Origin of the sequence: Bacillus sp. FSL K6-0073 (assembly GCF_038006085.1) — a bacterium.
Taxonomy (GTDB): Bacteria; Bacillota; Bacilli; order Bacillales; family Bacillaceae_G; genus Bacillus_A; species Bacillus_A cereus.
On sequence record NZ_JBBOUN010000001.1, the window covers coordinates 85,001 to 109,175 of the forward strand.

The window sequence follows — 24,175 nt, forward strand, 5'->3', positions numbered from 1 at the left end:
AGGCTCGTCCGCTCAGGGTTAGTCAGGACCTAAGCCGAGGCCGACAGGCGTAGGCGATGGACAACAGGTTGATATTCCTGTACCACCTCTTTATCGTTTGAGCAATGGAGGGACGCAGAAGGATAGAAGAAGCGTGCGATTGGTTGTGCACGTCCAAGCAGTTAGGCTGATAAGTAGGCAAATCCGCTTATCGTGAAGGCTGAGCTGTGATGGGGAAGCTCCTTATGGAGCGAAGTCTTTGATTCCCCGCTGCCAAGAAAAGCTTCTAGCGAGATAAAAGGTGCCTGTACCGCAAACCGACACAGGTAGGCGAGGAGAGAATCCTAAGGTGTGCGAGAGAACTCTGGTTAAGGAACTCGGCAAAATGACCCCGTAACTTCGGGAGAAGGGGTGCTTTCTTAACGGAAAGCCGCAGTGAATAGGCCCAAGCGACTGTTTAGCAAAAACACAGCTCTCTGCGAAGCCGTAAGGCGAAGTATAGGGGGTGACACCTGCCCGGTGCTGGAAGGTTAAGGAGAGGGGTTAGCGTAAGCGAAGCTCTGAACTGAAGCCCCAGTAAACGGCGGCCGTAACTATAACGGTCCTAAGGTAGCGAAATTCCTTGTCGGGTAAGTTCCGACCCGCACGAAAGGTGTAACGATTTGGGCACTGTCTCAACCAGAGACTCGGTGAAATTATAGTACCTGTGAAGATGCAGGTTACCCGCGACAGGACGGAAAGACCCCGTGGAGCTTTACTGTAGCCTGATATTGAATTTTGGTACAGTTTGTACAGGATAGGCGGGAGCCATTGAAACCGGAGCGCTAGCTTCGGTGGAGGCGCTGGTGGGATACCGCCCTGACTGTATTGAAATTCTAACCTACGGGTCTTATCGACCCGGGAGACAGTGTCAGGTGGGCAGTTTGACTGGGGCGGTCGCCTCCTAAAGTGTAACGGAGGCGCCCAAAGGTTCCCTCAGAATGGTTGGAAATCATTCGTAGAGTGCAAAGGCATAAGGGAGCTTGACTGCGAGACCTACAAGTCGAGCAGGGACGAAAGTCGGGCTTAGTGATCCGGTGGTTCCGCATGGAAGGGCCATCGCTCAACGGATAAAAGCTACCCCGGGGATAACAGGCTTATCTCCCCCAAGAGTCCACATCGACGGGGAGGTTTGGCACCTCGATGTCGGCTCATCGCATCCTGGGGCTGTAGTCGGTCCCAAGGGTTGGGCTGTTCGCCCATTAAAGCGGTACGCGAGCTGGGTTCAGAACGTCGTGAGACAGTTCGGTCCCTATCCGTCGTGGGCGTAGGAAATTTGAGAGGAGCTGTCCTTAGTACGAGAGGACCGGGATGGACGCACCGCTGGTGTACCAGTTGTTCTGCCAAGGGCATAGCTGGGTAGCTATGTGCGGAAGGGATAAGTGCTGAAAGCATCTAAGCATGAAGCCCCCCTCAAGATGAGATTTCCCATAGCGTAAGCTAGTAAGATCCCTGAAAGATGATCAGGTTGATAGGTTCGAGGTGGAAGCATGGTGACATGTGGAGCTGACGAATACTAATAGATCGAGGACTTAACCATATAATATGAAGCAATGTTATCTAGTTTTGAAAGAATATAAAAAACTTGTTGACTTTAAAAGTTAAATGAGTTACAATGATTCTTGTCTTAAATGAATACAGTCTGGTAATGATGGCAGAGAGGCCACACCCGTTCCCATACCGAACACGGAAGTTAAGCTCTCTAGCGCCGATGGTAGTTGGGACCTTGTCCCTGTGAGAGTAGGACGTTGCCAGGCAATCCGGAGGATTAGCTCAGCTGGGAGAGCACCTGCCTTACAAGCAGGGGGTCGGCGGTTCGATCCCGTCATCCTCCACCATTTAGCCGACTTAGCTCAATTGGTAGAGCAACTGACTTGTAATCAGTAGGTTGGGGGTTCAAGTCCTCTAGTCGGCACCAGTTTTTATTGTAAGAGCCATTAGCTCAGTTGGTAGAGCATCTGACTTTTAATCAGAGGGTCGAAGGTTCGAGTCCTTCATGGCTCACCATTTTAATTAATATGCGGGTGTGGCGGAATTGGCAGACGCACTAGACTTAGGATCTAGCGCCTTTGGCGTGGGGGTTCGACTCCCTTCACCCGCACTTTTAATAAAATATCTCAAACATGTCTTGCGGAAGTAGTTCAGTGGTAGAATACAACCTTGCCAAGGTTGGGGTCGCGGGTTCGAATCCCGTCTTCCGCTCCAATTTTCAATATGACATGCCGGGGTGGCGGAACAGGCAGACGCACAGGACTTAAAATCCTGCGGTGGGTGACCACCGTGCGGGTTCGACCCCCGCCCTCGGCACCATATGCGCCCGTAGCTCAATTGGATAGAGCGTTTGACTACGGATCAAGAGGTTAGGGGTTCGACTCCTCTCGGGCGCGTTTTCTTTCGGGAAGTGGCTCAGCTTGGTAGAGCACCTGGTTTGGGACCAGGGGGTCGCAGGTTCAAATCCTGTCTTCCCGATACTTGTTTGGGGCCTTAGCTCAGCTGGGAGAGCGCCTGCCTTGCACGCAGGAGGTCAGCGGTTCGATCCCGCTAGGCTCCACCATTAGTTCTTTGAAAACTGAACGAAACAAACAACGTGAAACGTCAATTTTTATTTTAGATGCTAGACAAACTAACTTTATTGGAGAGTTTGATCCTGGCTCAGGATGAACGCTGGCGGCGTGCCTAATACATGCAAGTCGAGCGAATGGATTAAGAGCTTGCTCTTATGAAGTTAGCGGCGGACGGGTGAGTAACACGTGGGTAACCTGCCCATAAGACTGGGATAACTCCGGGAAACCGGGGCTAATACCGGATAATATTTTGAACTGCATGGTTCGAAATTGAAAGGCGGCTTCGGCTGTCACTTATGGATGGACCCGCGTCGCATTAGCTAGTTGGTGAGGTAACGGCTCACCAAGGCAACGATGCGTAGCCGACCTGAGAGGGTGATCGGCCACACTGGGACTGAGACACGGCCCAGACTCCTACGGGAGGCAGCAGTAGGGAATCTTCCGCAATGGACGAAAGTCTGACGGAGCAACGCCGCGTGAGTGATGAAGGCTTTCGGGTCGTAAAACTCTGTTGTTAGGGAAGAACAAGTGCTAGTTGAATAAGCTGGCACCTTGACGGTACCTAACCAGAAAGCCACGGCTAACTACGTGCCAGCAGCCGCGGTAATACGTAGGTGGCAAGCGTTATCCGGAATTATTGGGCGTAAAGCGCGCGCAGGTGGTTTCTTAAGTCTGATGTGAAAGCCCACGGCTCAACCGTGGAGGGTCATTGGAAACTGGGAGACTTGAGTGCAGAAGAGGAAAGTGGAATTCCATGTGTAGCGGTGAAATGCGTAGAGATATGGAGGAACACCAGTGGCGAAGGCGACTTTCTGGTCTGTAACTGACACTGAGGCGCGAAAGCGTGGGGAGCAAACAGGATTAGATACCCTGGTAGTCCACGCCGTAAACGATGAGTGCTAAGTGTTAGAGGGTTTCCGCCCTTTAGTGCTGAAGTTAACGCATTAAGCACTCCGCCTGGGGAGTACGGCCGCAAGGCTGAAACTCAAAGGAATTGACGGGGGCCCGCACAAGCGGTGGAGCATGTGGTTTAATTCGAAGCAACGCGAAGAACCTTACCAGGTCTTGACATCCTCTGAAAACCCTAGAGATAGGGCTTCTCCTTCGGGAGCAGAGTGACAGGTGGTGCATGGTTGTCGTCAGCTCGTGTCGTGAGATGTTGGGTTAAGTCCCGCAACGAGCGCAACCCTTGATCTTAGTTGCCATCATTAAGTTGGGCACTCTAAGGTGACTGCCGGTGACAAACCGGAGGAAGGTGGGGATGACGTCAAATCATCATGCCCCTTATGACCTGGGCTACACACGTGCTACAATGGACGGTACAAAGAGCTGCAAGACCGCGAGGTGGAGCTAATCTCATAAAACCGTTCTCAGTTCGGATTGTAGGCTGCAACTCGCCTACATGAAGCTGGAATCGCTAGTAATCGCGGATCAGCATGCCGCGGTGAATACGTTCCCGGGCCTTGTACACACCGCCCGTCACACCACGAGAGTTTGTAACACCCGAAGTCGGTGGGGTAACCTTTTTGGAGCCAGCCGCCTAAGGTGGGACAGATGATTGGGGTGAAGTCGTAACAAGGTAGCCGTATCGGAAGGTGCGGCTGGATCACCTCCTTTCTATGGAGAATTGATGAACGCTGTTCATCAATATAAGTTTCCGTGTTTCGTTTTGTTCAGTTTTGAGAGAACTATCTCTCATATATAAATGTATGTTCTTTGAAAACTAGATAACAGTGTAGCTCATATTTTTTAATTTTAGTTTGGTTAAGTTAGAAAGGGCGCACGGTGGATGCCTTGACACTAGGAGTCGATGAAGGACGGGACTAACGCCGATATGCTTCGGGGAGCTGTAAGTAAGCTTTGATCCGAAGATTTCCGAATGGGGAAACCCACCATACGTAATGGTATGGTATCCTTATCTGAATACATAGGGTAAGGAAGACAGACCCAGGGAACTGAAACATCTAAGTACCTGGAGGAAGAGAAAGCAAATGCGATTTCCTGAGTAGCGGCGAGCGAAACGGAACATAGCCCAAACCAAGAGGCTTGCCTCTTGGGGTTGTAGGACATTCTATACGGAGTTACAAAGGAACGAGGTAGACGAAGCGACCTGGAAAGGTCCGTCGTAGAGGGTAACAACCCCGTAGTCGAAACTTCGTTCTCTCTTGAATGTATCCTGAGTACGGCGGAACACGTGAAATTCCGTCGGAATCTGGGAGGACCATCTCCCAAGGCTAAATACTCCCTAGTGATCGATAGTGAACCAGTACCGTGAGGGAAAGGTGAAAAGCACCCCGGAAGGGGAGTGAAAGAGATCCTGAAACCGTGTGCCTACAAATAGTCAGAGCCCGTTAACGGGTGATGGCGTGCCTTTTGTAGAATGAACCGGCGAGTTACGATCCCGTGCGAGGTTAAGCTGAAGAGGCGGAGCCGCAGCGAAAGCGAGTCTGAATAGGGCGTTTAGTACGTGGTCGTAGACCCGAAACCAGGTGATCTACCCATGTCCAGGGTGAAGTTCAGGTAACACTGAATGGAGGCCCGAACCCACGCACGTTGAAAAGTGCGGGGATGAGGTGTGGGTAGCGGAGAAATTCCAATCGAACCTGGAGATAGCTGGTTCTCCCCGAAATAGCTTTAGGGCTAGCCTTAAGTGTAAGAGTCTTGGAGGTAGAGCACTGATTGGACTAGGGGTCCTCATCGGATTACCGAATTCAGTCAAACTCCGAATGCCAATGACTTATCCTTAGGAGTCAGACTGCGAGTGATAAGATCCGTAGTCAAAAGGGAAACAGCCCAGACCGCCAGCTAAGGTCCCAAAGTGTGTATTAAGTGGAAAAGGATGTGGAGTTGCTTAGACAACTAGGATGTTGGCTTAGAAGCAGCCACCATTTAAAGAGTGCGTAATAGCTCACTAGTCGAGTGACTCTGCGCCGAAAATGTACCGGGGCTAAATACACCACCGAAGCTGCGGATTGATACCGAATGGTATCAGTGGTAGGGGAGCGTTCTAAGGACAGTGAAGTCAGACCGTAAGGACTGGTGGAGTGCTTAGAAGTGAGAATGCCGGTATGAGTAGCGAAAGACGGGTGAGAATCCCGTCCACCGAATGCCTAAGGTTTCCTGAGGAAGGCTCGTCCGCTCAGGGTTAGTCAGGACCTAAGCCGAGGCCGACAGGCGTAGGCGATGGACAACAGGTTGATATTCCTGTACCACCTCTTTATCGTTTGAGCAATGGAGGGACGCAGAAGGATAGAAGAAGCGTGCGATTGGTTGTGCACGTCCAAGCAGTTAGGCTGATAAGTAGGCAAATCCGCTTATCGTGAAGGCTGAGCTGTGATGGGGAAGCTCCTTATGGAGCGAAGTCTTTGATTCCCCGCTGCCAAGAAAAGCTTCTAGCGAGATAAAAGGTGCCTGTACCGCAAACCGACACAGGTAGGCGAGGAGAGAATCCTAAGGTGTGCGAGAGAACTCTGGTTAAGGAACTCGGCAAAATGACCCCGTAACTTCGGGAGAAGGGGTGCTTTCTTAACGGAAAGCCGCAGTGAATAGGCCCAAGCGACTGTTTAGCAAAAACACAGCTCTCTGCGAAGCCGTAAGGCGAAGTATAGGGGGTGACACCTGCCCGGTGCTGGAAGGTTAAGGAGAGGGGTTAGCGTAAGCGAAGCTCTGAACTGAAGCCCCAGTAAACGGCGGCCGTAACTATAACGGTCCTAAGGTAGCGAAATTCCTTGTCGGGTAAGTTCCGACCCGCACGAAAGGTGTAACGATTTGGGCACTGTCTCAACCAGAGACTCGGTGAAATTATAGTACCTGTGAAGATGCAGGTTACCCGCGACAGGACGGAAAGACCCCGTGGAGCTTTACTGTAGCCTGATATTGAATTTTGGTACAGTTTGTACAGGATAGGCGGGAGCCATTGAAACCGGAGCGCTAGCTTCGGTGGAGGCGCTGGTGGGATACCGCCCTGACTGTATTGAAATTCTAACCTACGGGTCTTATCGACCCGGGAGACAGTGTCAGGTGGGCAGTTTGACTGGGGCGGTCGCCTCCTAAAGTGTAACGGAGGCGCCCAAAGGTTCCCTCAGAATGGTTGGAAATCATTCGTAGAGTGCAAAGGCATAAGGGAGCTTGACTGCGAGACCTACAAGTCGAGCAGGGACGAAAGTCGGGCTTAGTGATCCGGTGGTTCCGCATGGAAGGGCCATCGCTCAACGGATAAAAGCTACCCCGGGGATAACAGGCTTATCTCCCCCAAGAGTCCACATCGACGGGGAGGTTTGGCACCTCGATGTCGGCTCATCGCATCCTGGGGCTGTAGTCGGTCCCAAGGGTTGGGCTGTTCGCCCATTAAAGCGGTACGCGAGCTGGGTTCAGAACGTCGTGAGACAGTTCGGTCCCTATCCGTCGTGGGCGTAGGAAATTTGAGAGGAGCTGTCCTTAGTACGAGAGGACCGGGATGGACGCACCGCTGGTGTACCAGTTGTTCTGCCAAGGGCATAGCTGGGTAGCTATGTGCGGAAGGGATAAGTGCTGAAAGCATCTAAGCATGAAGCCCCCCTCAAGATGAGATTTCCCATAGCGTAAGCTAGTAAGATCCCTGAAAGATGATCAGGTTGATAGGTTCGAGGTGGAAGCATGGTGACATGTGGAGCTGACGAATACTAATAGATCGAGGACTTAACCATATAATATGTAGCAAATGTTATCTAGTTTTGAAGGAATATGCCTTCATAGTTTGGTGATGATGGCAGAGAGGTCACACCCGTTCCCATACCGAACACGGAAGTTAAGCTCTCTAGCGCCGATGGTAGTTGGGACCTTGTCCCTGTGAGAGTAGGACGTCGCCAAGCAACTAAACACGAGTCAAATGACTCGTGTTTTTTCGTGTTTTCTTTTATAATCCATAGTAATTAAAAAAATGTGCTTAAATAATTACCATGTTGATTAAATACAGGGGAATGTGGCTAGGATAGTGAATAAGCAAAAGAGTTGCAAATTTTATTAATACGTATATAATTAAAGTCAAAGATAGTCAAAGTCAATAAAGGTGGCGGATAAATGAGAAATATATCTGATATCATTGAGCAATATCTAAAGCAAGTTATTGACTTAAGTAATAATAATGTGATTGAAATCAAAAGAAATGAGATTGCGGATCGATTCGAGTGCGTACCATCTCAAATCAATTATGTAATCAATACCCGTTTTACATTAGAAAGAGGATTTATAGTAGAAAGTAAACGTGGTGGTGGAGGTTACATTCGCATTATAAAAGTCAAACTGCATGATGATATAGACATTATTGATCAAATGCTTCATATGATTGATCATAGCGTTGCACAAGGGAATGCAGAGAGTATGATTATACGTTTATTAGAAGAGGGAATTATAACAGGCCGTGAAGCAAAACTAATGTTAAGTGTACTAGATCGTTCTGTATTATCAATGGATATTCCTTCTCGAGATGAACTTAGGGCTCGAATATTATGCGCAATGTTAAGAACACTGAAATATAAATAAATACAGCTTTTGTAAAAGAATGATAATTAAGATAGGGCAGTTAAATATTGTAGAAGTTTTGAAAAAGAGCATGTACTTTTATCTAAATGGATTAAGGAAAGAGGACAATCTAGTAATGTATGAAAAGTATCATGAGGTAGATCGTTCCTATTGTAAAGGTGGGGATATTGATGACTTGTCAAAACTGTAATATAAGACCAGCAACTTTACATTATACAAAAGTAATCAACGAGAAGAAGGCGGAAGTTCATCTTTGTGAGCAATGTGCGGAGCAAAGTGGCTATACGTCTTTCTTTCAATCATCACAGTCTAACTTTTCATTTCATGATGTATTTGCTGGTTTATTACACGGTGAATCAACAATGTTTGGAGAAGAAAAAAACGGGTTTTCAAATACAAATACAGTAAGATGTCCAGATTGTAAGATGACATATGAACATTTTACAAAAGTGGGACGCTTTGGTTGTGCTTCTTGTTACGATACATTTAAAGGACACTTAAACCCATTGTTAAAGCGACTTCATGGTGGACATACAGAACATTGTGGAAAAATTCCGGAACGAATGGAAGGAAATATCCACTTAAAGAAAGAATTAGATGAACTAAAACTTATTCTGAAACAATATGTACAGAATGAGGAGTTTGAGAAAGCTGCTGAGGTAAGAGATGAAATTCGAGGGCTTGAAACTCAGCTTAGTGAGCATAGAGAGGGGGAGTAGTTCTATGTCACTGGACAAAATTATGAATGAAGCGATTAGTCCATGGATGAAGGGGGATGGCCCTGATTCTGATATTGTTTTAAGTAGTCGAATTCGTTTGGCTCGTAATTTTAAGCAATATCAATTTTCTACTATGCAAAACGAAGAGGAAGCTCAACAGGTTCAAGAATTATTTAAAAAGAAATTTATAAATAAATCGGTAGAGCCCTTTGGGAAGTTTGGATTATTAAAAATGAATGAATTAACGCCTCTTCAAAGGAGAGTTTTAGTCGAAAAGCATTTAATTAGTCCAAATCTCGCAGGGACCGAATATGGAGCATGTCTGTTATCAGAAAGCGAACACATTAGTGTGATGCTTAATGAGGAAGACCACATTAGGATTCAGTGCCTATTTCCAGGGCTACAGTTATCAAAGGCGCTTCAAAGCGCTAATCAAATAGATAATTGGATTGAGAAAGAGGTTGAATATGCTTTTGATGAATCACTTGGATATATTACGAGTTGTCCTACTAACGTTGGTACAGGATTAAGAGCTTCTGTAATGATTCATTTACCAGGGCTGGTTTTAACAAAAAGAATTAGCCGTATTATACAAGTAATTCAAAAATTAGGGTTAGTAGTAAGAGGAATATACGGTGAAGGTAGCGAAGCGTTAGGTAATATATTTCAAGTATCAAATCAAATGACGCTAGGGAAATCCGAAGTAGATATTATTGCAGATTTAAAGAGTGTCATGCAGCAAATTATACAACAAGAAAAATTGGCCAGAGAATTAATTGTACAAAATTCGAGTATTGAGCTTGAAGATAAGGTTTATCGTTCTTACGGTATACTAGCAAACAGTCGTTTAATTCAATCTGCAGAAGCGGCAACTTGCTTATCGGATGTACGACTTGGTATTGATCTAGGATATATAAAAGGTATATCGAGAAATATTTTGACTGAGCTAATGGTTCTTACGCAACCAGGTATTTTACAACAATACGCAGGAGGACCTTTAGGACCAGAAGAAAGAGATTATCGAAGAGCAACCTTAATCCGTGAGCGATTACGTATTGAAAAAAACTAAGCGCAAGTAGGAGGCGATTTCTATGATGTTTGGAAGATTTACAGAAAGAGCACAGAAAGTATTAGCTTTATCTCAAGAGGAAGCAATTCGCATTGGGCATAATAATATTGGAACAGAACATATTTTACTTGGGCTTGTACGCGAAGGTGAAGGAATTGCAGCAAAAGCGTTAATTGCTCTTGGATTGAGCCCGGAAAAAGTGCAAAAAGAGGTAGAAGCGTTAATTGGACGTGGAACAGAAGCTTCTCAAACTGTACATTATACACCTCGTGCTAAAAAAGTTATTGAATTGTCTATGGATGAAGCGCGTAAGCTAGGACATTCTTACGTTGGAACAGAACATATTTTACTTGGCTTAATCCGTGAAGGTGAAGGTGTAGCGGCACGTGTTTTAAATAATTTAGGCGTAAGCCTCAACAAAGCAAGACAACAAGTGTTACAACTTCTTGGAAGTAACGAAGCGAGTTCAGGTCACCAAGGTGGTTCATCGACAAATGCCAATACACCGACACTAGACAGTTTAGCGCGCGACTTAACAGTTGTTGCACGTGAGAATCGTTTGGATCCTGTTATTGGACGTAGTAAAGAAATTCAACGTGTAATTGAAGTGTTAAGCCGTAGAACAAAAAACAATCCAGTGTTAATTGGAGAGCCTGGTGTAGGTAAAACAGCAATTGCTGAAGGGTTAGCACAGCAAATCGTAAATAATGAAGTTCCTGAAACGTTAAGAGATAAGCGTGTTATGACACTAGATATGGGAACAGTGGTAGCTGGGACGAAATATCGTGGTGAGTTTGAAGATCGTTTAAAGAAAGTAATGGATGAAATACGTCAAGCAGGGAATATTATTCTATTTATTGATGAACTTCATACATTAATCGGTGCAGGTGGAGCAGAAGGTGCAATCGATGCATCAAATATTTTAAAACCATCTTTAGCACGCGGAGAATTACAATGTATTGGTGCGACAACTTTAGATGAGTATCGTAAATATATTGAAAAGGATGCAGCTTTAGAGAGACGTTTCCAGCCAATTCATGTTGATGAGCCGAGTCTAGAAGAATCAACTCAAATCTTGAAAGGTTTACGCGATCGTTATGAGGCGCATCACCGTGTGTCTATTACAGATGATGCAATTGATGCAGCTGTAAAACTTTCTGATCGTTATATTACGGATCGTTTCTTACCGGATAAAGCAATTGATTTAATTGATGAAGCTGCTTCAAAGGTTCGCTTACGCTCTTATACAACACCACCAAACTTAAAAGAGCTTGAAGTGAAGCTTGAGGAAATTCGAAAAGAAAAAGATGCGGCTGTACAAAGTCAAGAGTTTGAAAAGGCTGCTTCCTTACGTGATATGGAACAACGCTTACGTGAGAAATTGGAAGATACAAAGCGTCAGTGGAAAGAGCAACAAGGAAAAGAAAATTCAGAGGTTACGGTAGAAGATATTGCAAATGTCGTTTCTACATGGACACGTATCCCTGTTTCTAAACTTGCACAAACAGAGACTGATAAATTATTAAACTTAGAATCCATTCTTCATGATCGTGTCATCGGCCAGGATGAAGCGGTAGTGGCTGTAGCGAAAGCTGTTCGTCGTGCAAGAGCAGGACTAAAAGATCCGAAACGTCCAATTGGTTCATTTATTTTCTTAGGACCAACAGGTGTAGGTAAAACAGAATTAGCAAGAGCATTGGCAGAATCTATGTTCGGTGATGAGGATGCAATGATTCGCATTGATATGTCTGAGTATATGGAGAAACATTCAACTTCTCGCTTAGTTGGTTCTCCTCCAGGATATGTTGGGTATGAAGAAGGCGGACAATTAACAGAGAAGGTTCGTCGTAAGCCGTATTCAGTTGTCCTATTAGATGAAGTAGAGAAGGCGCATCCCGATGTATTTAATATTTTACTACAGGTATTGGAAGATGGTCGTTTAACTGATTCTAAAGGACGTACAGTTGACTTCCGTAATACGATTGTTATTATGACGTCTAACGTTGGTGCTGAGGCGTTAAAACGTAACAAACATCTTGGATTTAACGTACAAGATGAAAGCCGTGATTATTCGGATATGAAAGGTAAAGTAATGGATGAGCTGAAAAAGGCATTTCGTCCAGAATTCTTAAACCGTATTGATGAAATTATCGTATTCCATATGCTTGAGAAAAAACATATTCAAGAAATTGTGACTCTTATGGTAAATCAGTTAGTGAATCGCTTAAAAGAACAAGAAATTGAATTGCAATTAACAGAAGGGGCGATTGCAGCTATTGCTGATAAAGGGTTTGATCGTGAATATGGTGCTCGTCCACTACGTAGAGCAATTCAGAAGCATGTAGAAGATAGACTATCGGAAGAACTTTTAAAAGGTGCTATTGAGAAAGGGCAAAAAGTTATCTTTGATGTAGAAGGGGAAACATTTGTCATTCATAGTGCTGAAAAGGTAAAATAAGTATAGACAAACTAAGAGGGCTACGAGATAGCCCTCTTTCTTGTACGAGAAGGTCAAATGTTTATAGATGAAAGCGAAGTGAAATATAAAAAGATATGGCTAAAAAGAAAACAAAATTCACATGTCAAGAGTGTGGTTATCAATCACCAAAATATATGGGTAAATGTCCAGGGTGTGGTCAATGGAATTCGCTTGTTGAAGAGATGGAACCCGTTGTATCATCCAGACGCCTAAATTATGCAAATGCAATTCAAACAGAAGTAACAAAACCAAGACGTCTTACAGAAGTAGAAACAAAGTCTGAGGCACGTATTGAAACAAAATTTCAGGAGTTTAACCGTGTACTAGGTGGCGGAATTGTAGATGGATCTTTAGTACTTATTGGTGGGGACCCTGGGATTGGAAAATCAACGTTATTATTACAGATTTCCTCGCAATTAGCAGATGCTTCATATGATGTATTGTATATATCAGGTGAGGAGTCAGCAAAGCAGATTAAACTTCGTGCAGATCGTTTACATGTAAATGGTAGTAATCTATTTGTTGTATCAGAGACAGATTTACAGCGTATTGCAGCACATATTGAAGAGATGAATCCTGCTTTTGTTGTTATTGATTCTATTCAAACGATACATTTACCTGAAGTGACATCAGCTCCTGGTAGTGTGGCGCAAGTACGTGAATGTACAGCAGAATTAATGAAACTTGCAAAAACAAAGGGAATCCCAATTTTTATCGTAGGGCATGTGACAAAAGAAGGTGCAATTGCGGGACCGCGTATGCTAGAACATATGGTCGATGCAGTTCTTTACTTTGAAGGAGATCGACACCATACATATCGTATTTTACGAGCTGTAAAGAATCGTTTTGGTTCTACGAATGAAATGGGTATCTTTGAAATGAAAGAACTTGGCCTTGCAGAAGTCTTAAATCCTTCTGAAATTTTCCTTGAGGAAAGACCAGTTGGAGTTGCAGGTTCAACAGTAGTTGCCTCAATGGAAGGAACAAGACCAGTTTTAGTAGAAATACAGGCATTAATTTCCCCTACTAGTTTTGGAAATCCTCGAAGAATGGCGACAGGAATTGATCATAATCGTGTCTCGCTTATTATGGCGGTACTAGAGAAAAGAACAGGTTTACTATTACAAAATCAAGATGCGTATTTAAAAGTAGCTGGTGGTTTGAAATTAGATGAACCGGCAATTGATTTAGCTGTTGCCTTAAGTATAGCTTCAAGTTTTAGAGATAAATCTACGGCACCAACTGATGCGGTAATAGGAGAAGTTGGATTAACTGGAGAAATAAGAAGAGTATCAAGAATCGAACAACGTGTACAAGAAGCAGCTAAATTAGGATTTCAACGTGCTATCATTCCTAGAAAAAATTTAGGGGGGTGGACAATTCCAGAGGGGATTGAGGTTGTAGGTGTTTCTAATTTAGGAGAAGCGCTTCGTTTGACATTAGGAGGCTAGGCTATGGAAGAAAATAAGCAACGTGTCAAAAGTATAATTAATATTTTACAGCTCGTGGCCCCGGGAACACCACTGCGCGAAGGGATAGATAATGTACTTCGCGCACAAACAGGGGGACTAATTGTTCTTGGGTATAATGAGCAGATTAAAAGCATTGTTGATGGTGGTTTTCATATTAATTGCGCATTCTCTCCTGCTAGTTTATATGAATTAGCAAAAATGGATGGAGCACTTATTTTAAATGAAACTGGAAGTAAAATTTTAATTGCAAACGCACAGTTAGTTCCGGATTCATCTATTGATTCTATTGAAACAGGTATGCGTCACCGAACAGCAGAGCGTGTAGCAAAGCAGACGGGCAGCCTTGTTGTGGCCATTTCACAAAGACGTAATGTAATTACGCTATATCAAGGGAACTTACGTTATACACTAAAAGATATAGGTGTCATTTTAACGAAGGCAAATCAAGCAATTCAAACGCTAGAAAAATATAAGGCTGTATGGAATGACGGCATTACGAATTTGGGTATTCTAGAATTTGAAGAGGTCGTTACAATGTCCGAGGTGGTTCACGTTTTACATAGTGTTGAAATGGTGCTGCGTATAAAAAATGAAATATTGAGCTATATTCATGAGCTAGGAACAGAAGGTAGGTTAATTCGTTTACAGCTTACAGAATTACTAGCTGATTTAGAGGCAGAGGCAGCATTGTTAATTAAAGATTATCACCAGGAGAAAACACAAGACCATCATCAAATCTTGAAAAAGTTACAAGATCTTGCAAATACACAACTTTTAGAGGATAGTGATTTAGTTAAATTACTTGGGTATTCAGGACAAACAAGTTTAGAAGAAAGTGTGACACCTAGAGGATACCGAATCACAAGCAAGATTTCTCGTGTTCCGCCACTTATTATCGAGAATTTAATTAATCGATTTAAAACATTGCAAGGTGTTTGCCGAGCAACTATTAATGAATTGGATGATGTGGAAGGAATTGGAGAAGTGAGAGCGAAGAAAATACGAGAAGGTCTAAAAAGAATTCAAGAGCATCTCTATATGAGTAGACACAATTAAGAATATTACATTGATTCTATAATATAACGACACTAGAACATTTTTGGTATATGATATGATATATTGGTAAATAAAACTATTTACAAAAAAACACGTCCGCTTTTGCATTCGGCGTTTTGATTAGCGAAACAATGGTTAATAATGAGTAGGAGGTGGTTGGATGTTAAAACGGATTGTACAGCTCTTCTTTTTAGTGATCGGGGGAGCGTTAGGGATTTACTTAATCCCAAAAATTATTAATGTATTAGATATCGGTGCGGTTCCTTTGTTGGAAGGATCGTATGTTCGTGCAATTATTGGTGCAATTATTTTATTTTTAACAACATTTTGGCTTGTAGATTATATTGTTCAACTTATTAAGCATATTGAAGAGGCTCTTGTAAAGGCGCCTGTAGCAGATGTTTTATTTGGTACATTAGGATTAATCTCTGGTCTTATTGTTGCATATTTAATTTTGATACCAATTCGTGAATTTACAATTCCAGTTATTAGTACGGTGTTGCAAGTGTTCTTCACCCTTTTACTTGGATATTTAGGATTCCAAGTAGGATTTAAAAAGAGGAATGAATTGCTAGGATTATTTACATTACCCCAACGCGGAGGTAAGAAGAAAAACAATAGTGAGAATGAAGAGGTAGAGGTCGAAGCAGAAAAATCTACGACTCATTGGAAAATTCTCGATACGAGTGTAATTATTGATGGACGTATTGCAGATATTTGCCAAACAAAGTTTTTAGAAGGAACAATCGTCATTCCACAATTCGTATTAGAAGAGCTTCAGCATATTGCCGATTCTTCAGATGCTTTAAAGCGTAATCGTGGCCGCAGAGGACTAGACATTTTAAATCGTATTCAAAAGGAGATGCCAATTCCGGTAGAAATTTATGAAGGCGATTTCGATGATATCCAAGAAGTAGATAGCAAGCTTGTAAAGTTGGCAAAAATCACTGGTGGAACTGTAGTAACAAACGATTTCAATTTAAACAAAGTTTCTGAATTACAAGGGGTTACGGTGTTAAACATTAATGATTTAGCTAATGCGATTAAACCAGTCGTACTCCCTGGTGAAGAATTAAGTGTTTATGTTGTGAAAGATGGTAAAGAACAGAATCAAGGTGTTGCATACTTAGATGATGGTACGATGATTGTAGTAGAAGATGGTAGAGAGTATGTGGGTTCACAACTTGATGTACTTGTTACTAGCGTATTACAAACATCGGCTGGTCGTATGATTTTCGCAAAACGTAAATTGCTAGAAAAAGCATTATAAGTAGAGGATTATTAATATGTATACATTAATTATTCCGGCAGCGGGCCAAGGGAAACGAATGGGTGCTGGTAAAAATAAGTTATTTTTACTTATAGATGAAGTACCAATTATTGTGCACACATTGCGTGCTTTTGAAAAAGATAAAGCGTGCAAAAGTATTATTATGGCAATTAACGAAGAAGAACGCCCGTATTTTGAAGAGTTGGTGCAGAAGTACCAGATTGAAAAGCACGTACAATTTATTCAGGGTGGAGCCGAAAGACAAGATAGCGTATATAACGCACTTCAGTATGCGAGTGGTGTCGAATATGTTCTTGTTCATGACGGGGCGCGCCCGTTCGTAACGAATAAAGTGATTTGCGATGTATTAACTGCAGCAGAAAAATATGGAGCTTCCATTTGTGCAGTGCCAGTAAAAGATACTGTTAAGAAAGTAGAGCAGGGTGTTGTTGTAGAAACGGTAGAGCGGTCTCAACTTAACGCTGTACAAACACCACAAGGATTCTCTGTTTCTCTTTTGCTAGAAGCTCATAGAAGCGCAAAGCAAAGTTGTTTTCTTGGCACAGATGATGCAAGTCTCGTAGAACGCGTTGGGAAGCAAGTTGGTGTAGTGGAGGGGAGTTACTATAATATTAAAGTGACGACTCCGGAAGATCTACTAATTGCTGAAAGTTTCCTTCGTGTTCAGAAGAAATAAAGTTGATGATGTGTTAATAAAGAAAAGCTCGGCAACAGCCGGGCTTTTCTTTATAAGGATAGCGATATAATATAGAGTCATAAAGCTCAGTAGTTTAGCTTAAGGAGGAAGTAAGGATGTTTCGAATTGGACAAGGTTTTGATGTACATGAATTTGCGGAAGGGCGTCCGTTGATTATCGGTGGAATTACAATTCCACACGAGAAAGGATTAATCGGTCATTCAGATGCAGATGTATTGTTACATACGATTGCTGATGCATGTTTAGGTGCGATTGCAGCAGGAGATATCGGAAAGCATTTTCCTGATACAGACCCAGCTTTTAAAGATGCAGATTCAGCTGTATTGTTACAAAAAGTTTGGGAATTTGTGCGTGAACAAGGTTACGAGTTAGGAAATTTAGATTGTACAATTATTGCTCAAAAACCAAAAATGGCACCACATATTGAGAGCATGCGTAAGCGCATTAGTGAACTGTTAGAAACGTCTATCAATAACATTAATGTAAAGGCAACAACAACAGAAAAATTAGGATTTACAGGTAGAGAAGAAGGGATTGCTTCTCAAGCGGTTGTTTTATTACAGAAAAAATAATGGTTTTTAATTCGTAAGATGGATAATCACATTTTTTTGGTGTACAATTATAGAATGTGTTGACATTAAGAATGGAAGGTGTACCAATTATGGAAAAGCAAGTGAGAGTGCGCTACGCGCCAAGTCCAACAGGACACTTACATATCGGAAATGCGCGTACGGCATTATTTAATTATTTATTTGCTCGTCATTTAGATGGCAAATTTATTATTCGTATTGAAGATACTGATGTAAAACGTAACGTGGCTGGTGGAGAAGAAAGCCAATTAAAATACTTGAAATGGCTCGGTATGGACTGGGATGAAGGTGTTGATGTTGGTGGTGAATTTGGACCATATCGCCAAACAGAGCGTTTAGATATTTATAAAAAATTATATGAAGATTTATTAGAGCGTGGTCTAGCTTATAAATGTTACATGACAGAAGAAGAGCTAGAAGCAGAGCGTGAAGGACAAATCGCTCGCGGTGAAACACCTCGTTACGCAGGTAACCACCGTGAATTAACTGAAGAACAAGTGAAAGAATTTGAAGCTGAGGGACGTATTCCAAGTATTCGTTTCCGTGTACCAGCTGATCGTGACTACACATTCAAAGATATTGTAAAAGATGAAGTTGCGTTCCATTCAAATGATTTCGGTGATTTTGTTATTGTGAAAAAAGATGGAATTCCAACTTATAACTTTGCAGTAGCAGTAGATGATCATCTAATGGAAATTACACATGTACTTCGTGGTGATGATCATATTTCAAATACACCGAAACAAATGATGATTTATGAAGCTTTCGGCTGGGATATTCCACAATTCGGTCATATGACTCTAATTGTTAATGAAAGTCGTAAAAAGTTAAGTAAGCGTGATGAATCTATTATTCAATTTATTGAGCAATATAAAGAGCTTGGGTATCTTCCAGAAGCAATCTTTAACTTTATTGCACTACTAGGTTGGTCTCCGGTAGGAGAAGAAGAAATCTTCTCTAAAGATGAGTTTATCAAAATGTTCGATGCAGCTCGTTTATCAAAATCACCTGCATTATTTGATTCTCAAAAACTAAAATGGATGAACAACCAGTATATGAAAAAGCAAGATTTAGATACGGTTGTAGAGTTAAGCTTACCGCATTTAGTGAAAGCTGGACGTGTGGGAGAAACTTTAAGCGAACAAGACCAAGCTTGGATTCGTGATGTAATTGCTTTATACCATGAACAAATGAGTTTTGGAGCTGAAATTGTAGAGCTTTCTGAAATGTTCTTTAAAGATCATGTTGATTATGAAGAAGAAGGACAAGAAGTATTAAATGGTGAACAAGTACCTGAAGTACTTCGTGCATTTGCTGGTCAAATAGAAGCTCTAGAAGCAATGGAGCCAGCAGCAATTAAGGCAGCAATTAAAGCAGTTCAAAAGGAAACAGGACATAAAGGTAAAAATTTATTTATGCCAATCCGTGTTGCAACTACAGGACAAACGCATGGTCCAGAGCTTCCGAATGCTATTGCACTTCTTGGAAAAGAAAAAGTTTTAAATCGTCTTCAAAAAGTAATTGGTTAACATTTTCTAGATTTAGAAATATAATAAGTATACCTAAAATCTAATAAGGAAAAGCGACGAGAAGGAGAAGTAGAAAATCAGGCTTTTTACAGAGAGAACCACCTTTAGGCTGGGAGTGGTTTATAAGCGGGTTTTTGAAATGCCCCTTCGAGTCTTCTGCTGAACAGCGAATTGCTTCGTGGGACGTCTTAGGCCGCAAAGTAAGCAGAAGCGGTGTACACCGTTATCATGGATGAGTTTGAGGCTTTTTTAAGCCTAAACAGAGTGGAACCGCGCTTAAAAGGCGTCTCTGTCAATATGACAGAGACGCCTTTTTTTTTATACCGTGTAAATAGGTAGAGATATAGAATTTCTCCCCTTATATAAAGAATTAGGGGAGAAGTGATGAGTTAGGGGAGTTAGTTCGTTCGACAAAAAAGCAGCCCATAAAGGGGAGGGAACACCGATGTTTAAGAGGCTTCGGGAAGATATTGAAGTCGTTTTTGAACAGGATCCAGCGGCAAGAGGTTATTTCGAAGTCATTTTAACTTACTCTGGATTACATGCAGTTTGGGCCCATCGAATTGCACATGCTTTTTATAAAAGGAATTTTTTCTTTCTTGCACGTTTTGTTTCACAAGTGAGTCGCTTTTTTACTGGCATTGAGATCCATCCAGGAGCAACTATTGGTCGACGCTTTTTTATAGATCATGGAATGGGAGTTGTAATTGGAGAAACTTGTGAAATTGGTGATAATGTAACGATTTATCAAGGGGTTACATTAGGTGGTACAGGAAAAGAAAAAGGGAAGAGGCACCCAACAATTCAGGATAATGTATTAATTGCGACGGGTGCTAAAGTTCTTGGGTCTATTACTGTGGGAGAGAATTCTAAAATCGGAGCAGGGTCTGTCGTATTAAAAGAAGTTCCTGCACATTCTACAGTTGTAGGTATACCTGGCCGTGTCGTTATTCAAAATGGAGTAAAGATTGGTCAAGAATTAAATCACTCTGACCTTCCAGATCCGATTTTTGATAAATTAAAGGCTATGGAAGTAGAACTTGATAAATTGAAGAAACAATTGGAATTAAAGGTAGAAAGGAAGGATAAAAATGACTATTCACATTTATAATACGTTAACACGTCAAAAAGAAGAGTTTGTTCCATTAGAAGAAAATAAGGTAAAGATGTATGTATGCGGACCTACAGTTTATAACTACATTCATATTGGGAATGCAAGACCTCCTATGGTATTCGATACAGTGCGTCGTTATTTAGAATACAAAGGATACGATGTGCAATATGTATCTAACTTTACGGACGTAGATGATAAATTAATTAAAGCGGCAAATGAATTAGGTGAAGATGTACCAACGATTGCTGATCGTTTTGTTGAAGCGTACTTTGAAGATGTAACAGCACTAGGTTGCAAACATGCAACAGTTCATCCTCGTGTAACAGAAAATATGGATATCATTATTGAATTTATTCAAGAACTTGTGAATAAAGGGTATGCATATGAATCAGAGGGTGATGTGTACTTTAAGACGAAGGAATTTGAAGGTTACGGTAAATTATCACATCAACCAATCGCAGATTTACGTCACGGTGCTCGTATTGAGGTAGGGGAAAAGAAACAAGACCCTCTTGATTTTGCTTTATGGAAAGCTGCGAAAGAAGGAGAAATCTTCTGGGAAAGCCCTTGGGGGCAAGGACGTCCAGGATGGCATATTGAATGCTCAGCAATGGCGCGTAAGTACTTAGGGGATACAATTGACATTCATGCTGGTGGGCAAGATTTGGCGTTCCCGCATCATGAAAATGAAATTGCGCAGTCAGAGGCATTGACTGGAAAAACGTTTGCACGTTACTGGATGCATAATGGATATATTAATATTAACAATGAGAAGATGTCTAAATCGCTTGGTAACTTTATTTTAGTTCACGATATTATTAAGCAATACGACCCGCAGTTAATTAGATTCTTTATGTTATCAGTACACTATCGTCACCCGATTAACTTTAGTGAAGAGTTATTACAAAGTACGAATAATGGACTGGAAAGAATTAAAACAGCTTATGGAAACTTAAAGCATCGTATGGAGAGTAGTACGGATTTAACGGACCATAATGAGAAATGGTTAGCTGAAATAGAGAAATTCCAGACTGCATTTGAAGAGGCAATGAATGATGACTTTAACACTGCAAATGCAATTACCGAATTATACAACGTAGCAAATCATGCAAATCAATATTTACTTGAAGAGCATACATCTAAAGTTGTGATTGAAGCATACGTAAAACAACTGGAAACGTTATTTGATATTTTAGGATTAGAATTATCAAAAGAAGAATTACTGGATGAAGAAATTGAAGAGCTTATCCAAAAGCGCATTGAAGCTCGTAAAAATCGCGATTTCGCATTGTCTGATCAAATTCGTGACGATTTAAAAGAACGTAATATTATTTTAGAAGATACCGCTCAAGGTACAAGATGGAAAAGAGGATAAGGATGATTGATGCAAAGCAATTAAACAGCTTGGCGTTAGCGTATATGGGTGATGCGGTATATGAACAATATATCCGCTATCACCTCCTTCAAAAAGGAAAAGTTCGCCCTAATCAATTACATCGCTTAGGGACGAGCTTTGTTTCAGCAAAAGCACAGGCGAAAGTTGTTTATCATTTATTAGAGACGGCATTTTTGACAGAGGAAGAAGAGGCGGTATTAAGAAGAGGGCGTAATGCAAATTCAGGTACAGTTCCGAAAAATACGGATGTACAAACATATCGACATAGTACAGCCTTTGAAGCACTAATTGGTTATCATCATTTATTAAATAATCGTGAAAGATTAGACGAAATTGTATATAAGGCAATTGCAGTTTTAGAAGAAAAGGAAGGGGGCACATCATCATGACTAGTGAATATATTATCGGACGTAACCCTGTAATTGAAGCGTTAAGATCAGGGAGAGATATTAATAAAATTTGGATCGCAGAAGGTGCTGCCAAAGGACAAGTACAAATTGTACTAGCGTTAGCGAAAGAAAATAAGATTATTTTACAACATGCACCAAAGAAAAAGTTAGATCAATTAGTTGAGGGTAATCATCAAGGTGTAATTGCTCAAGTAGCTGCATATCAGTATGCAGAGTTAGAAGATTTATTCAAAGTGGCAGAAAAACGTAATGAAGATCCGTTCTTCTTGATTTTAGATGAGATTGAAGATCCGCATAACCTAGGTTCTATTATGCGTACTGCTGATGCAACAGGAGCTCATGGAATTATTATTCCGAAGAGAAGAGCTGTGGGACTTACAGCATCAGTTGCGAAAGCATCAACAGGAGCGATTGAATACATTCCTGTTGCGCGCGTAACAAACTTATCTCGTACAATTGATGAATTAAAAGAGCGTGGACTTTGGATTGCTGGTACAGATGCCAAAGGGAAAACGGATTACCGTAATTTAGATGGTACAATGCCGATTGGATTAGTAATTGGTAGTGAAGGAAAAGGTATGAGTCGTATTATTGGTGAAAAGTGTGATTTCTTAATCACTCTACCGATGGTTGGTAAAGTTACATCCTTAAATGCTTCAGTAGCCGCAAGTTTGTTAATGTATGAGGTATATCGTAAACGTCACGAAATTGGTAAATAAAAAATGAACGATATTTTAATCGTTGACGGTTACAACATTATCGGAGCTTGGGGAGATTTGAAGAAACTGCGGGATGTAGATTTACAATCATCAAGAGATGCGCTTATTGATAAGATGGCGGATTATCAAGGTTATACAGGCACAAAAGTGATGATAGTCTTTGATGCCTATACAGTCCATGGTATTGAAAAAAAGATGAAACAATCTCGTGTAGAAGTAATATTCACACGAAAGAATCAAACTGCAGACGAAAAGATAGAGCAACTTGCAATAGAGCTTAGAAATATAAATACACAAATATATGTTGCGACTTCTGATTATACAGAACAATGGGTTATATTTGGGCAAGGTGCCCTTCGAAAATCTGCGCGTGAATTAGAGTTGGAAGTACAAGCGATGGAACAACAAGTAAGAAGGCGTACAAAAGACGCGAAAGAACAGCAGCCTGCCATGCGAAAGATATTTAGTAAGGATATTACAGAAAAATTAGAAAAATTAAGAAGAGGAGAGCGTTGAAGCATTGACGCTCTTTATCTTTTTACTGTATAATATTGCTAAATAAATAGCGGTCGGAGGGATCAAGGTGGAAGCAGGCTTCGTAAGTATAGGCGACGTTACATTTCGTGATTTAGAGGATGAGGCAATCGTTGAGTTAGTTCGAAAAGGTAATACTGACGCTCTAGAATATTTAATTCACAAGTATAAGAACTTTGTTCGTGCGAAATCAAGATCTTACTTTTTAGTGGGTGCCGATCGAGAAGACATTGTTCAAGAAGGTATGATAGGGTTGTTTAAAGCAATTCGTGATTATAAAGAGGACAAGCTGTCTTCATTCAAAGCATTTGCTGAACTATGTATCACTCGACAAATTATTACCGCTATTAAAACGGCAACAAGACAAAAACATATTCCTTTAAATTCGTATGTGTCTTTAGATAAGCCGATTTACGATGAGGAATCTGATCGAACGTTATTGGATGTTATTTCTGAAGCGAAGGTGACTGATCCTGAAGAGATGATCATTAGCCAGGAAGAATATACAGACATAGAATCAAAAATATCTGAATTATTAAGCGATTTAGAAAGAAAAGTGCTTTCTTTATATTTAGATGGTCGTTCTTATCAAGAGATTTCAGAACAGTTAAACAGGCATGTGAAATCTATTGATAACGCTTTACAACGAGTAAAGAGGAAATTGGAACGATATATGGAAATGAGAGAAAGTACAACTTTAAATTCATAAGAAGTAACAAGTGCTGCAGGTGTAAAATAAATCACCTGTTTTCTTTTGTAGAGAGTACAAAATGCATGTCATTGACATTGTCTTTTATTGTATGATACATTTTTAGGGACATAATGTTACAAGGTTGGTGTAACTAATGAGGAAAAAAGTTGTACTCTCATGTGAAGAGTGTAAAAATCGAAACTACTCTACTATGAAAGATACGAGCTCAATAGAGCGACTTGAAATAAAAAAGTTTTGTAAAACATGCAATCAGCATACAGTTCACAAGGAAACAAAATAAATAATT

General features: G+C 41.4%; 17 protein-coding genes, 9 tRNA genes, 5 rRNA genes and 1 other annotated feature (1 of these 32 only partly in view). All 31 genes read left to right on the forward strand.

Features of this window, described 5'->3' with window-relative positions; genetic code table 11:
- Positions 1 to 1,558 (forward strand): 23S ribosomal RNA (locus MHB52_RS00440) (it extends 1,365 nt beyond the left edge of the window).
- A 101-nt stretch (positions 1,559 to 1,659) separates the two neighbouring features.
- A 5S ribosomal RNA gene (rrf, locus tag MHB52_RS00445) occupies positions 1,660 to 1,775 on the forward strand.
- Between the two features lie 5 nt (positions 1,776 to 1,780).
- Positions 1,781 to 1,856 (forward strand) — tRNA-Val (locus MHB52_RS00450).
- A gap of 4 nt (positions 1,857 to 1,860) precedes the next feature.
- Positions 1,861 to 1,936: transfer RNA gene (locus MHB52_RS00455), tRNA-Thr, on the forward strand.
- 13 nt (positions 1,937 to 1,949) lie between these two features.
- Positions 1,950 to 2,025 (forward strand) — tRNA-Lys (locus MHB52_RS00460).
- Between the two features lie 13 nt (positions 2,026 to 2,038).
- Positions 2,039 to 2,119: transfer RNA gene (locus MHB52_RS00465), tRNA-Leu, on the forward strand.
- 29 nt (positions 2,120 to 2,148) lie between these two features.
- Positions 2,149 to 2,223: transfer RNA gene (locus tag MHB52_RS00470), tRNA-Gly, on the forward strand.
- A 16-nt stretch (positions 2,224 to 2,239) separates the two neighbouring features.
- A tRNA-Leu gene (locus tag MHB52_RS00475) sits at positions 2,240 to 2,328 on the forward strand.
- Positions 2,329 to 2,331: 3 nt separating this feature from the next.
- Positions 2,332 to 2,405: transfer RNA gene (locus MHB52_RS00480), tRNA-Arg, on the forward strand.
- Positions 2,406 to 2,413: 8 nt separating this feature from the next.
- Positions 2,414 to 2,487: transfer RNA gene (locus MHB52_RS00485), tRNA-Pro, on the forward strand.
- Positions 2,488 to 2,496: 9 nt separating this feature from the next.
- A tRNA-Ala gene (locus MHB52_RS00490) sits at positions 2,497 to 2,572 on the forward strand.
- 75 nt (positions 2,573 to 2,647) lie between these two features.
- Positions 2,648 to 4,199 (forward strand): 16S ribosomal RNA (locus tag MHB52_RS00495).
- A 145-nt stretch (positions 4,200 to 4,344) separates the two neighbouring features.
- Positions 4,345 to 7,267: ribosomal RNA gene (locus tag MHB52_RS00500) — 23S ribosomal RNA — on the forward strand.
- Positions 7,268 to 7,316: 49 nt separating this feature from the next.
- Positions 7,317 to 7,432, forward strand: a 5S ribosomal RNA gene (gene rrf / locus MHB52_RS00505).
- The 16S, 23S and 5S rRNA genes sit together here with 9 tRNA genes alongside, the layout of an rRNA operon.
- Positions 7,433 to 7,640: 208 nt before the next feature.
- The gene (gene ctsR / locus MHB52_RS00510; RefSeq protein WP_001244558.1) at positions 7,641 to 8,102 is read left to right on the forward strand and encodes a transcriptional regulator CtsR; all 462 of its coding nucleotides are present in this window, start codon (positions 7,641 to 7,643) and stop codon (positions 8,100 to 8,102) included.
- Between the two features lie 170 nt (positions 8,103 to 8,272).
- Positions 8,273 to 8,821 (forward strand): UvrB/UvrC motif-containing protein, encoded by a 549-nt coding sequence (locus tag MHB52_RS00515; protein WP_000128397.1) that lies wholly within the window; start codon positions 8,273 to 8,275, stop codon positions 8,819 to 8,821.
- A 4-nt stretch (positions 8,822 to 8,825) separates the two neighbouring features.
- A complete protein-coding gene (locus MHB52_RS00520; RefSeq protein ID WP_000050843.1) occupies positions 8,826 to 9,890 on the forward strand; it encodes a protein arginine kinase in 1,065 nt (354 codons plus the stop codon).
- Between the two features lie 22 nt (positions 9,891 to 9,912).
- Positions 9,913 to 12,348, forward strand: a complete 2,436-nt coding sequence (gene clpC / locus MHB52_RS00525; RefSeq protein ID WP_000971184.1) for an ATP-dependent protease ATP-binding subunit ClpC — start codon at positions 9,913 to 9,915, stop codon at positions 12,346 to 12,348.
- Positions 12,349 to 12,443: 95 nt separating this feature from the next.
- Positions 12,444 to 13,820 carry a DNA repair protein RadA gene (gene radA, locus MHB52_RS00530; RefSeq protein ID WP_001085202.1) on the forward strand — a complete coding sequence of 459 codons (1,377 nt, stop codon included), beginning with the start codon at positions 12,444 to 12,446 and terminating at the stop codon, positions 13,818 to 13,820.
- A gap of 3 nt (positions 13,821 to 13,823) precedes the next feature.
- Positions 13,824 to 14,897: a DNA integrity scanning diadenylate cyclase DisA gene (gene disA, locus MHB52_RS00535; RefSeq protein ID WP_000392159.1), complete on the forward strand. Its 1,074-nt coding sequence runs from the start codon at positions 13,824 to 13,826 to the stop codon at positions 14,895 to 14,897.
- Positions 14,898 to 15,057: 160 nt separating this feature from the next.
- A complete protein-coding gene (locus tag MHB52_RS00540; protein ID WP_000919677.1) occupies positions 15,058 to 16,167 on the forward strand; it encodes a PIN/TRAM domain-containing protein in 1,110 nt (369 codons plus the stop codon).
- A gap of 16 nt (positions 16,168 to 16,183) precedes the next feature.
- The gene (gene ispD / locus MHB52_RS00545) at positions 16,184 to 16,864 is read left to right on the forward strand and encodes a 2-C-methyl-D-erythritol 4-phosphate cytidylyltransferase (RefSeq protein ID WP_061663735.1); all 681 of its coding nucleotides are present in this window, start codon (positions 16,184 to 16,186) and stop codon (positions 16,862 to 16,864) included.
- A 116-nt stretch (positions 16,865 to 16,980) separates the two neighbouring features.
- Positions 16,981 to 17,457, forward strand: a complete 477-nt coding sequence (gene ispF, locus MHB52_RS00550) for a 2-C-methyl-D-erythritol 2,4-cyclodiphosphate synthase (protein ID WP_000488388.1) — start codon at positions 16,981 to 16,983, stop codon at positions 17,455 to 17,457.
- An 89-nt stretch (positions 17,458 to 17,546) separates the two neighbouring features.
- A complete protein-coding gene (gene gltX, locus MHB52_RS00555) occupies positions 17,547 to 19,004 on the forward strand; it encodes a glutamate--tRNA ligase (protein WP_000415143.1) in 1,458 nt (485 codons plus the stop codon).
- 47 nt (positions 19,005 to 19,051) lie between these two features.
- Positions 19,052 to 19,298 (forward strand) — a binding site (T-box leader).
- 151 nt (positions 19,299 to 19,449) lie between these two features.
- On the forward strand, positions 19,450 to 20,115 hold the full coding sequence (gene cysE / locus MHB52_RS00560) for a serine O-acetyltransferase (protein ID WP_000476497.1): 666 nt from the start codon (positions 19,450 to 19,452) through the stop codon (positions 20,113 to 20,115).
- Complete coding sequence (cysS, locus tag MHB52_RS00565; protein ID WP_000152276.1) at positions 20,096 to 21,493, forward strand: cysteine--tRNA ligase; 1,398 nt, start codon at positions 20,096 to 20,098, stop codon at positions 21,491 to 21,493. Before cysE ends, cysS begins: the two co-directional genes overlap by 20 nt.
- A gap of 2 nt (positions 21,494 to 21,495) precedes the next feature.
- Positions 21,496 to 21,903: a Mini-ribonuclease 3 gene (locus MHB52_RS00570; protein WP_000564261.1), complete on the forward strand. Its 408-nt coding sequence runs from the start codon at positions 21,496 to 21,498 to the stop codon at positions 21,901 to 21,903.
- Positions 21,900 to 22,643, forward strand: coding sequence for a 23S rRNA (guanosine(2251)-2'-O)-methyltransferase RlmB (gene rlmB, locus MHB52_RS00575; RefSeq protein ID WP_000200237.1), 744 nt, complete (start codon positions 21,900 to 21,902; stop codon positions 22,641 to 22,643). The genes MHB52_RS00570 and rlmB overlap by 4 nt, the downstream gene beginning before the upstream one ends.
- Before the next feature lie 3 nt (positions 22,644 to 22,646).
- Positions 22,647 to 23,159, forward strand: coding sequence for an NYN domain-containing protein (locus MHB52_RS00580; RefSeq protein WP_000997885.1), 513 nt, complete (start codon positions 22,647 to 22,649; stop codon positions 23,157 to 23,159).
- A gap of 67 nt (positions 23,160 to 23,226) precedes the next feature.
- The gene (locus tag MHB52_RS00585) at positions 23,227 to 23,886 is read left to right on the forward strand and encodes an RNA polymerase sporulation sigma factor SigH (RefSeq protein ID WP_000387193.1); all 660 of its coding nucleotides are present in this window, start codon (positions 23,227 to 23,229) and stop codon (positions 23,884 to 23,886) included.
- 136 nt (positions 23,887 to 24,022) lie between these two features.
- Positions 24,023 to 24,169, forward strand: a complete 147-nt coding sequence (gene rpmG, locus MHB52_RS00590) for a 50S ribosomal protein L33 (RefSeq protein WP_014481927.1) — start codon at positions 24,023 to 24,025, stop codon at positions 24,167 to 24,169.
- Positions 24,170 to 24,175 lie beyond the last annotated feature (6 nt).

What these genes read in the sequence shown, in the direction of transcription:
- ctsR (WP_001244558.1), top strand. Translation starts at nt 7,641, where the DNA reads ATGAGAAATATATCTGATATCATTGAGCAATATCTAAAGCAAGTTATT.
- MHB52_RS00515 (WP_000128397.1), top strand. Translation starts at nt 8,273, where the DNA reads ATGACTTGTCAAAACTGTAATATAAGACCAGCAACTTTACATTATACA.
- MHB52_RS00520 (WP_000050843.1), top strand. Translation starts at nt 8,826, where the DNA reads ATGTCACTGGACAAAATTATGAATGAAGCGATTAGTCCATGGATGAAG.
- clpC (WP_000971184.1), top strand. Translation starts at nt 9,913, where the DNA reads ATGATGTTTGGAAGATTTACAGAAAGAGCACAGAAAGTATTAGCTTTA.
- radA (WP_001085202.1), top strand. Translation starts at nt 12,444, where the DNA reads ATGGCTAAAAAGAAAACAAAATTCACATGTCAAGAGTGTGGTTATCAA.
- disA (WP_000392159.1), top strand. Translation starts at nt 13,824, where the DNA reads ATGGAAGAAAATAAGCAACGTGTCAAAAGTATAATTAATATTTTACAG.
- MHB52_RS00540 (WP_000919677.1), top strand. Translation starts at nt 15,058, where the DNA reads ATGTTAAAACGGATTGTACAGCTCTTCTTTTTAGTGATCGGGGGAGCG.
- ispD (WP_061663735.1), top strand. Translation starts at nt 16,184, where the DNA reads ATGTATACATTAATTATTCCGGCAGCGGGCCAAGGGAAACGAATGGGT.
- ispF (WP_000488388.1), top strand. Translation starts at nt 16,981, where the DNA reads ATGTTTCGAATTGGACAAGGTTTTGATGTACATGAATTTGCGGAAGGG.
- gltX (WP_000415143.1), top strand. Translation starts at nt 17,547, where the DNA reads ATGGAAAAGCAAGTGAGAGTGCGCTACGCGCCAAGTCCAACAGGACAC.
- cysE (WP_000476497.1), top strand. Translation starts at nt 19,450, where the DNA reads ATGTTTAAGAGGCTTCGGGAAGATATTGAAGTCGTTTTTGAACAGGAT.
- cysS (WP_000152276.1), top strand. Translation starts at nt 20,096, where the DNA reads ATGACTATTCACATTTATAATACGTTAACACGTCAAAAAGAAGAGTTT.
- MHB52_RS00570 (WP_000564261.1), top strand. Translation starts at nt 21,496, where the DNA reads ATGATTGATGCAAAGCAATTAAACAGCTTGGCGTTAGCGTATATGGGT.
- rlmB (WP_000200237.1), top strand. Translation starts at nt 21,900, where the DNA reads ATGACTAGTGAATATATTATCGGACGTAACCCTGTAATTGAAGCGTTA.
- MHB52_RS00580 (WP_000997885.1), top strand. Translation starts at nt 22,647, where the DNA reads ATGAACGATATTTTAATCGTTGACGGTTACAACATTATCGGAGCTTGG.
- rpmG (WP_014481927.1), top strand. Translation starts at nt 24,023, where the DNA reads ATGAGGAAAAAAGTTGTACTCTCATGTGAAGAGTGTAAAAATCGAAAC.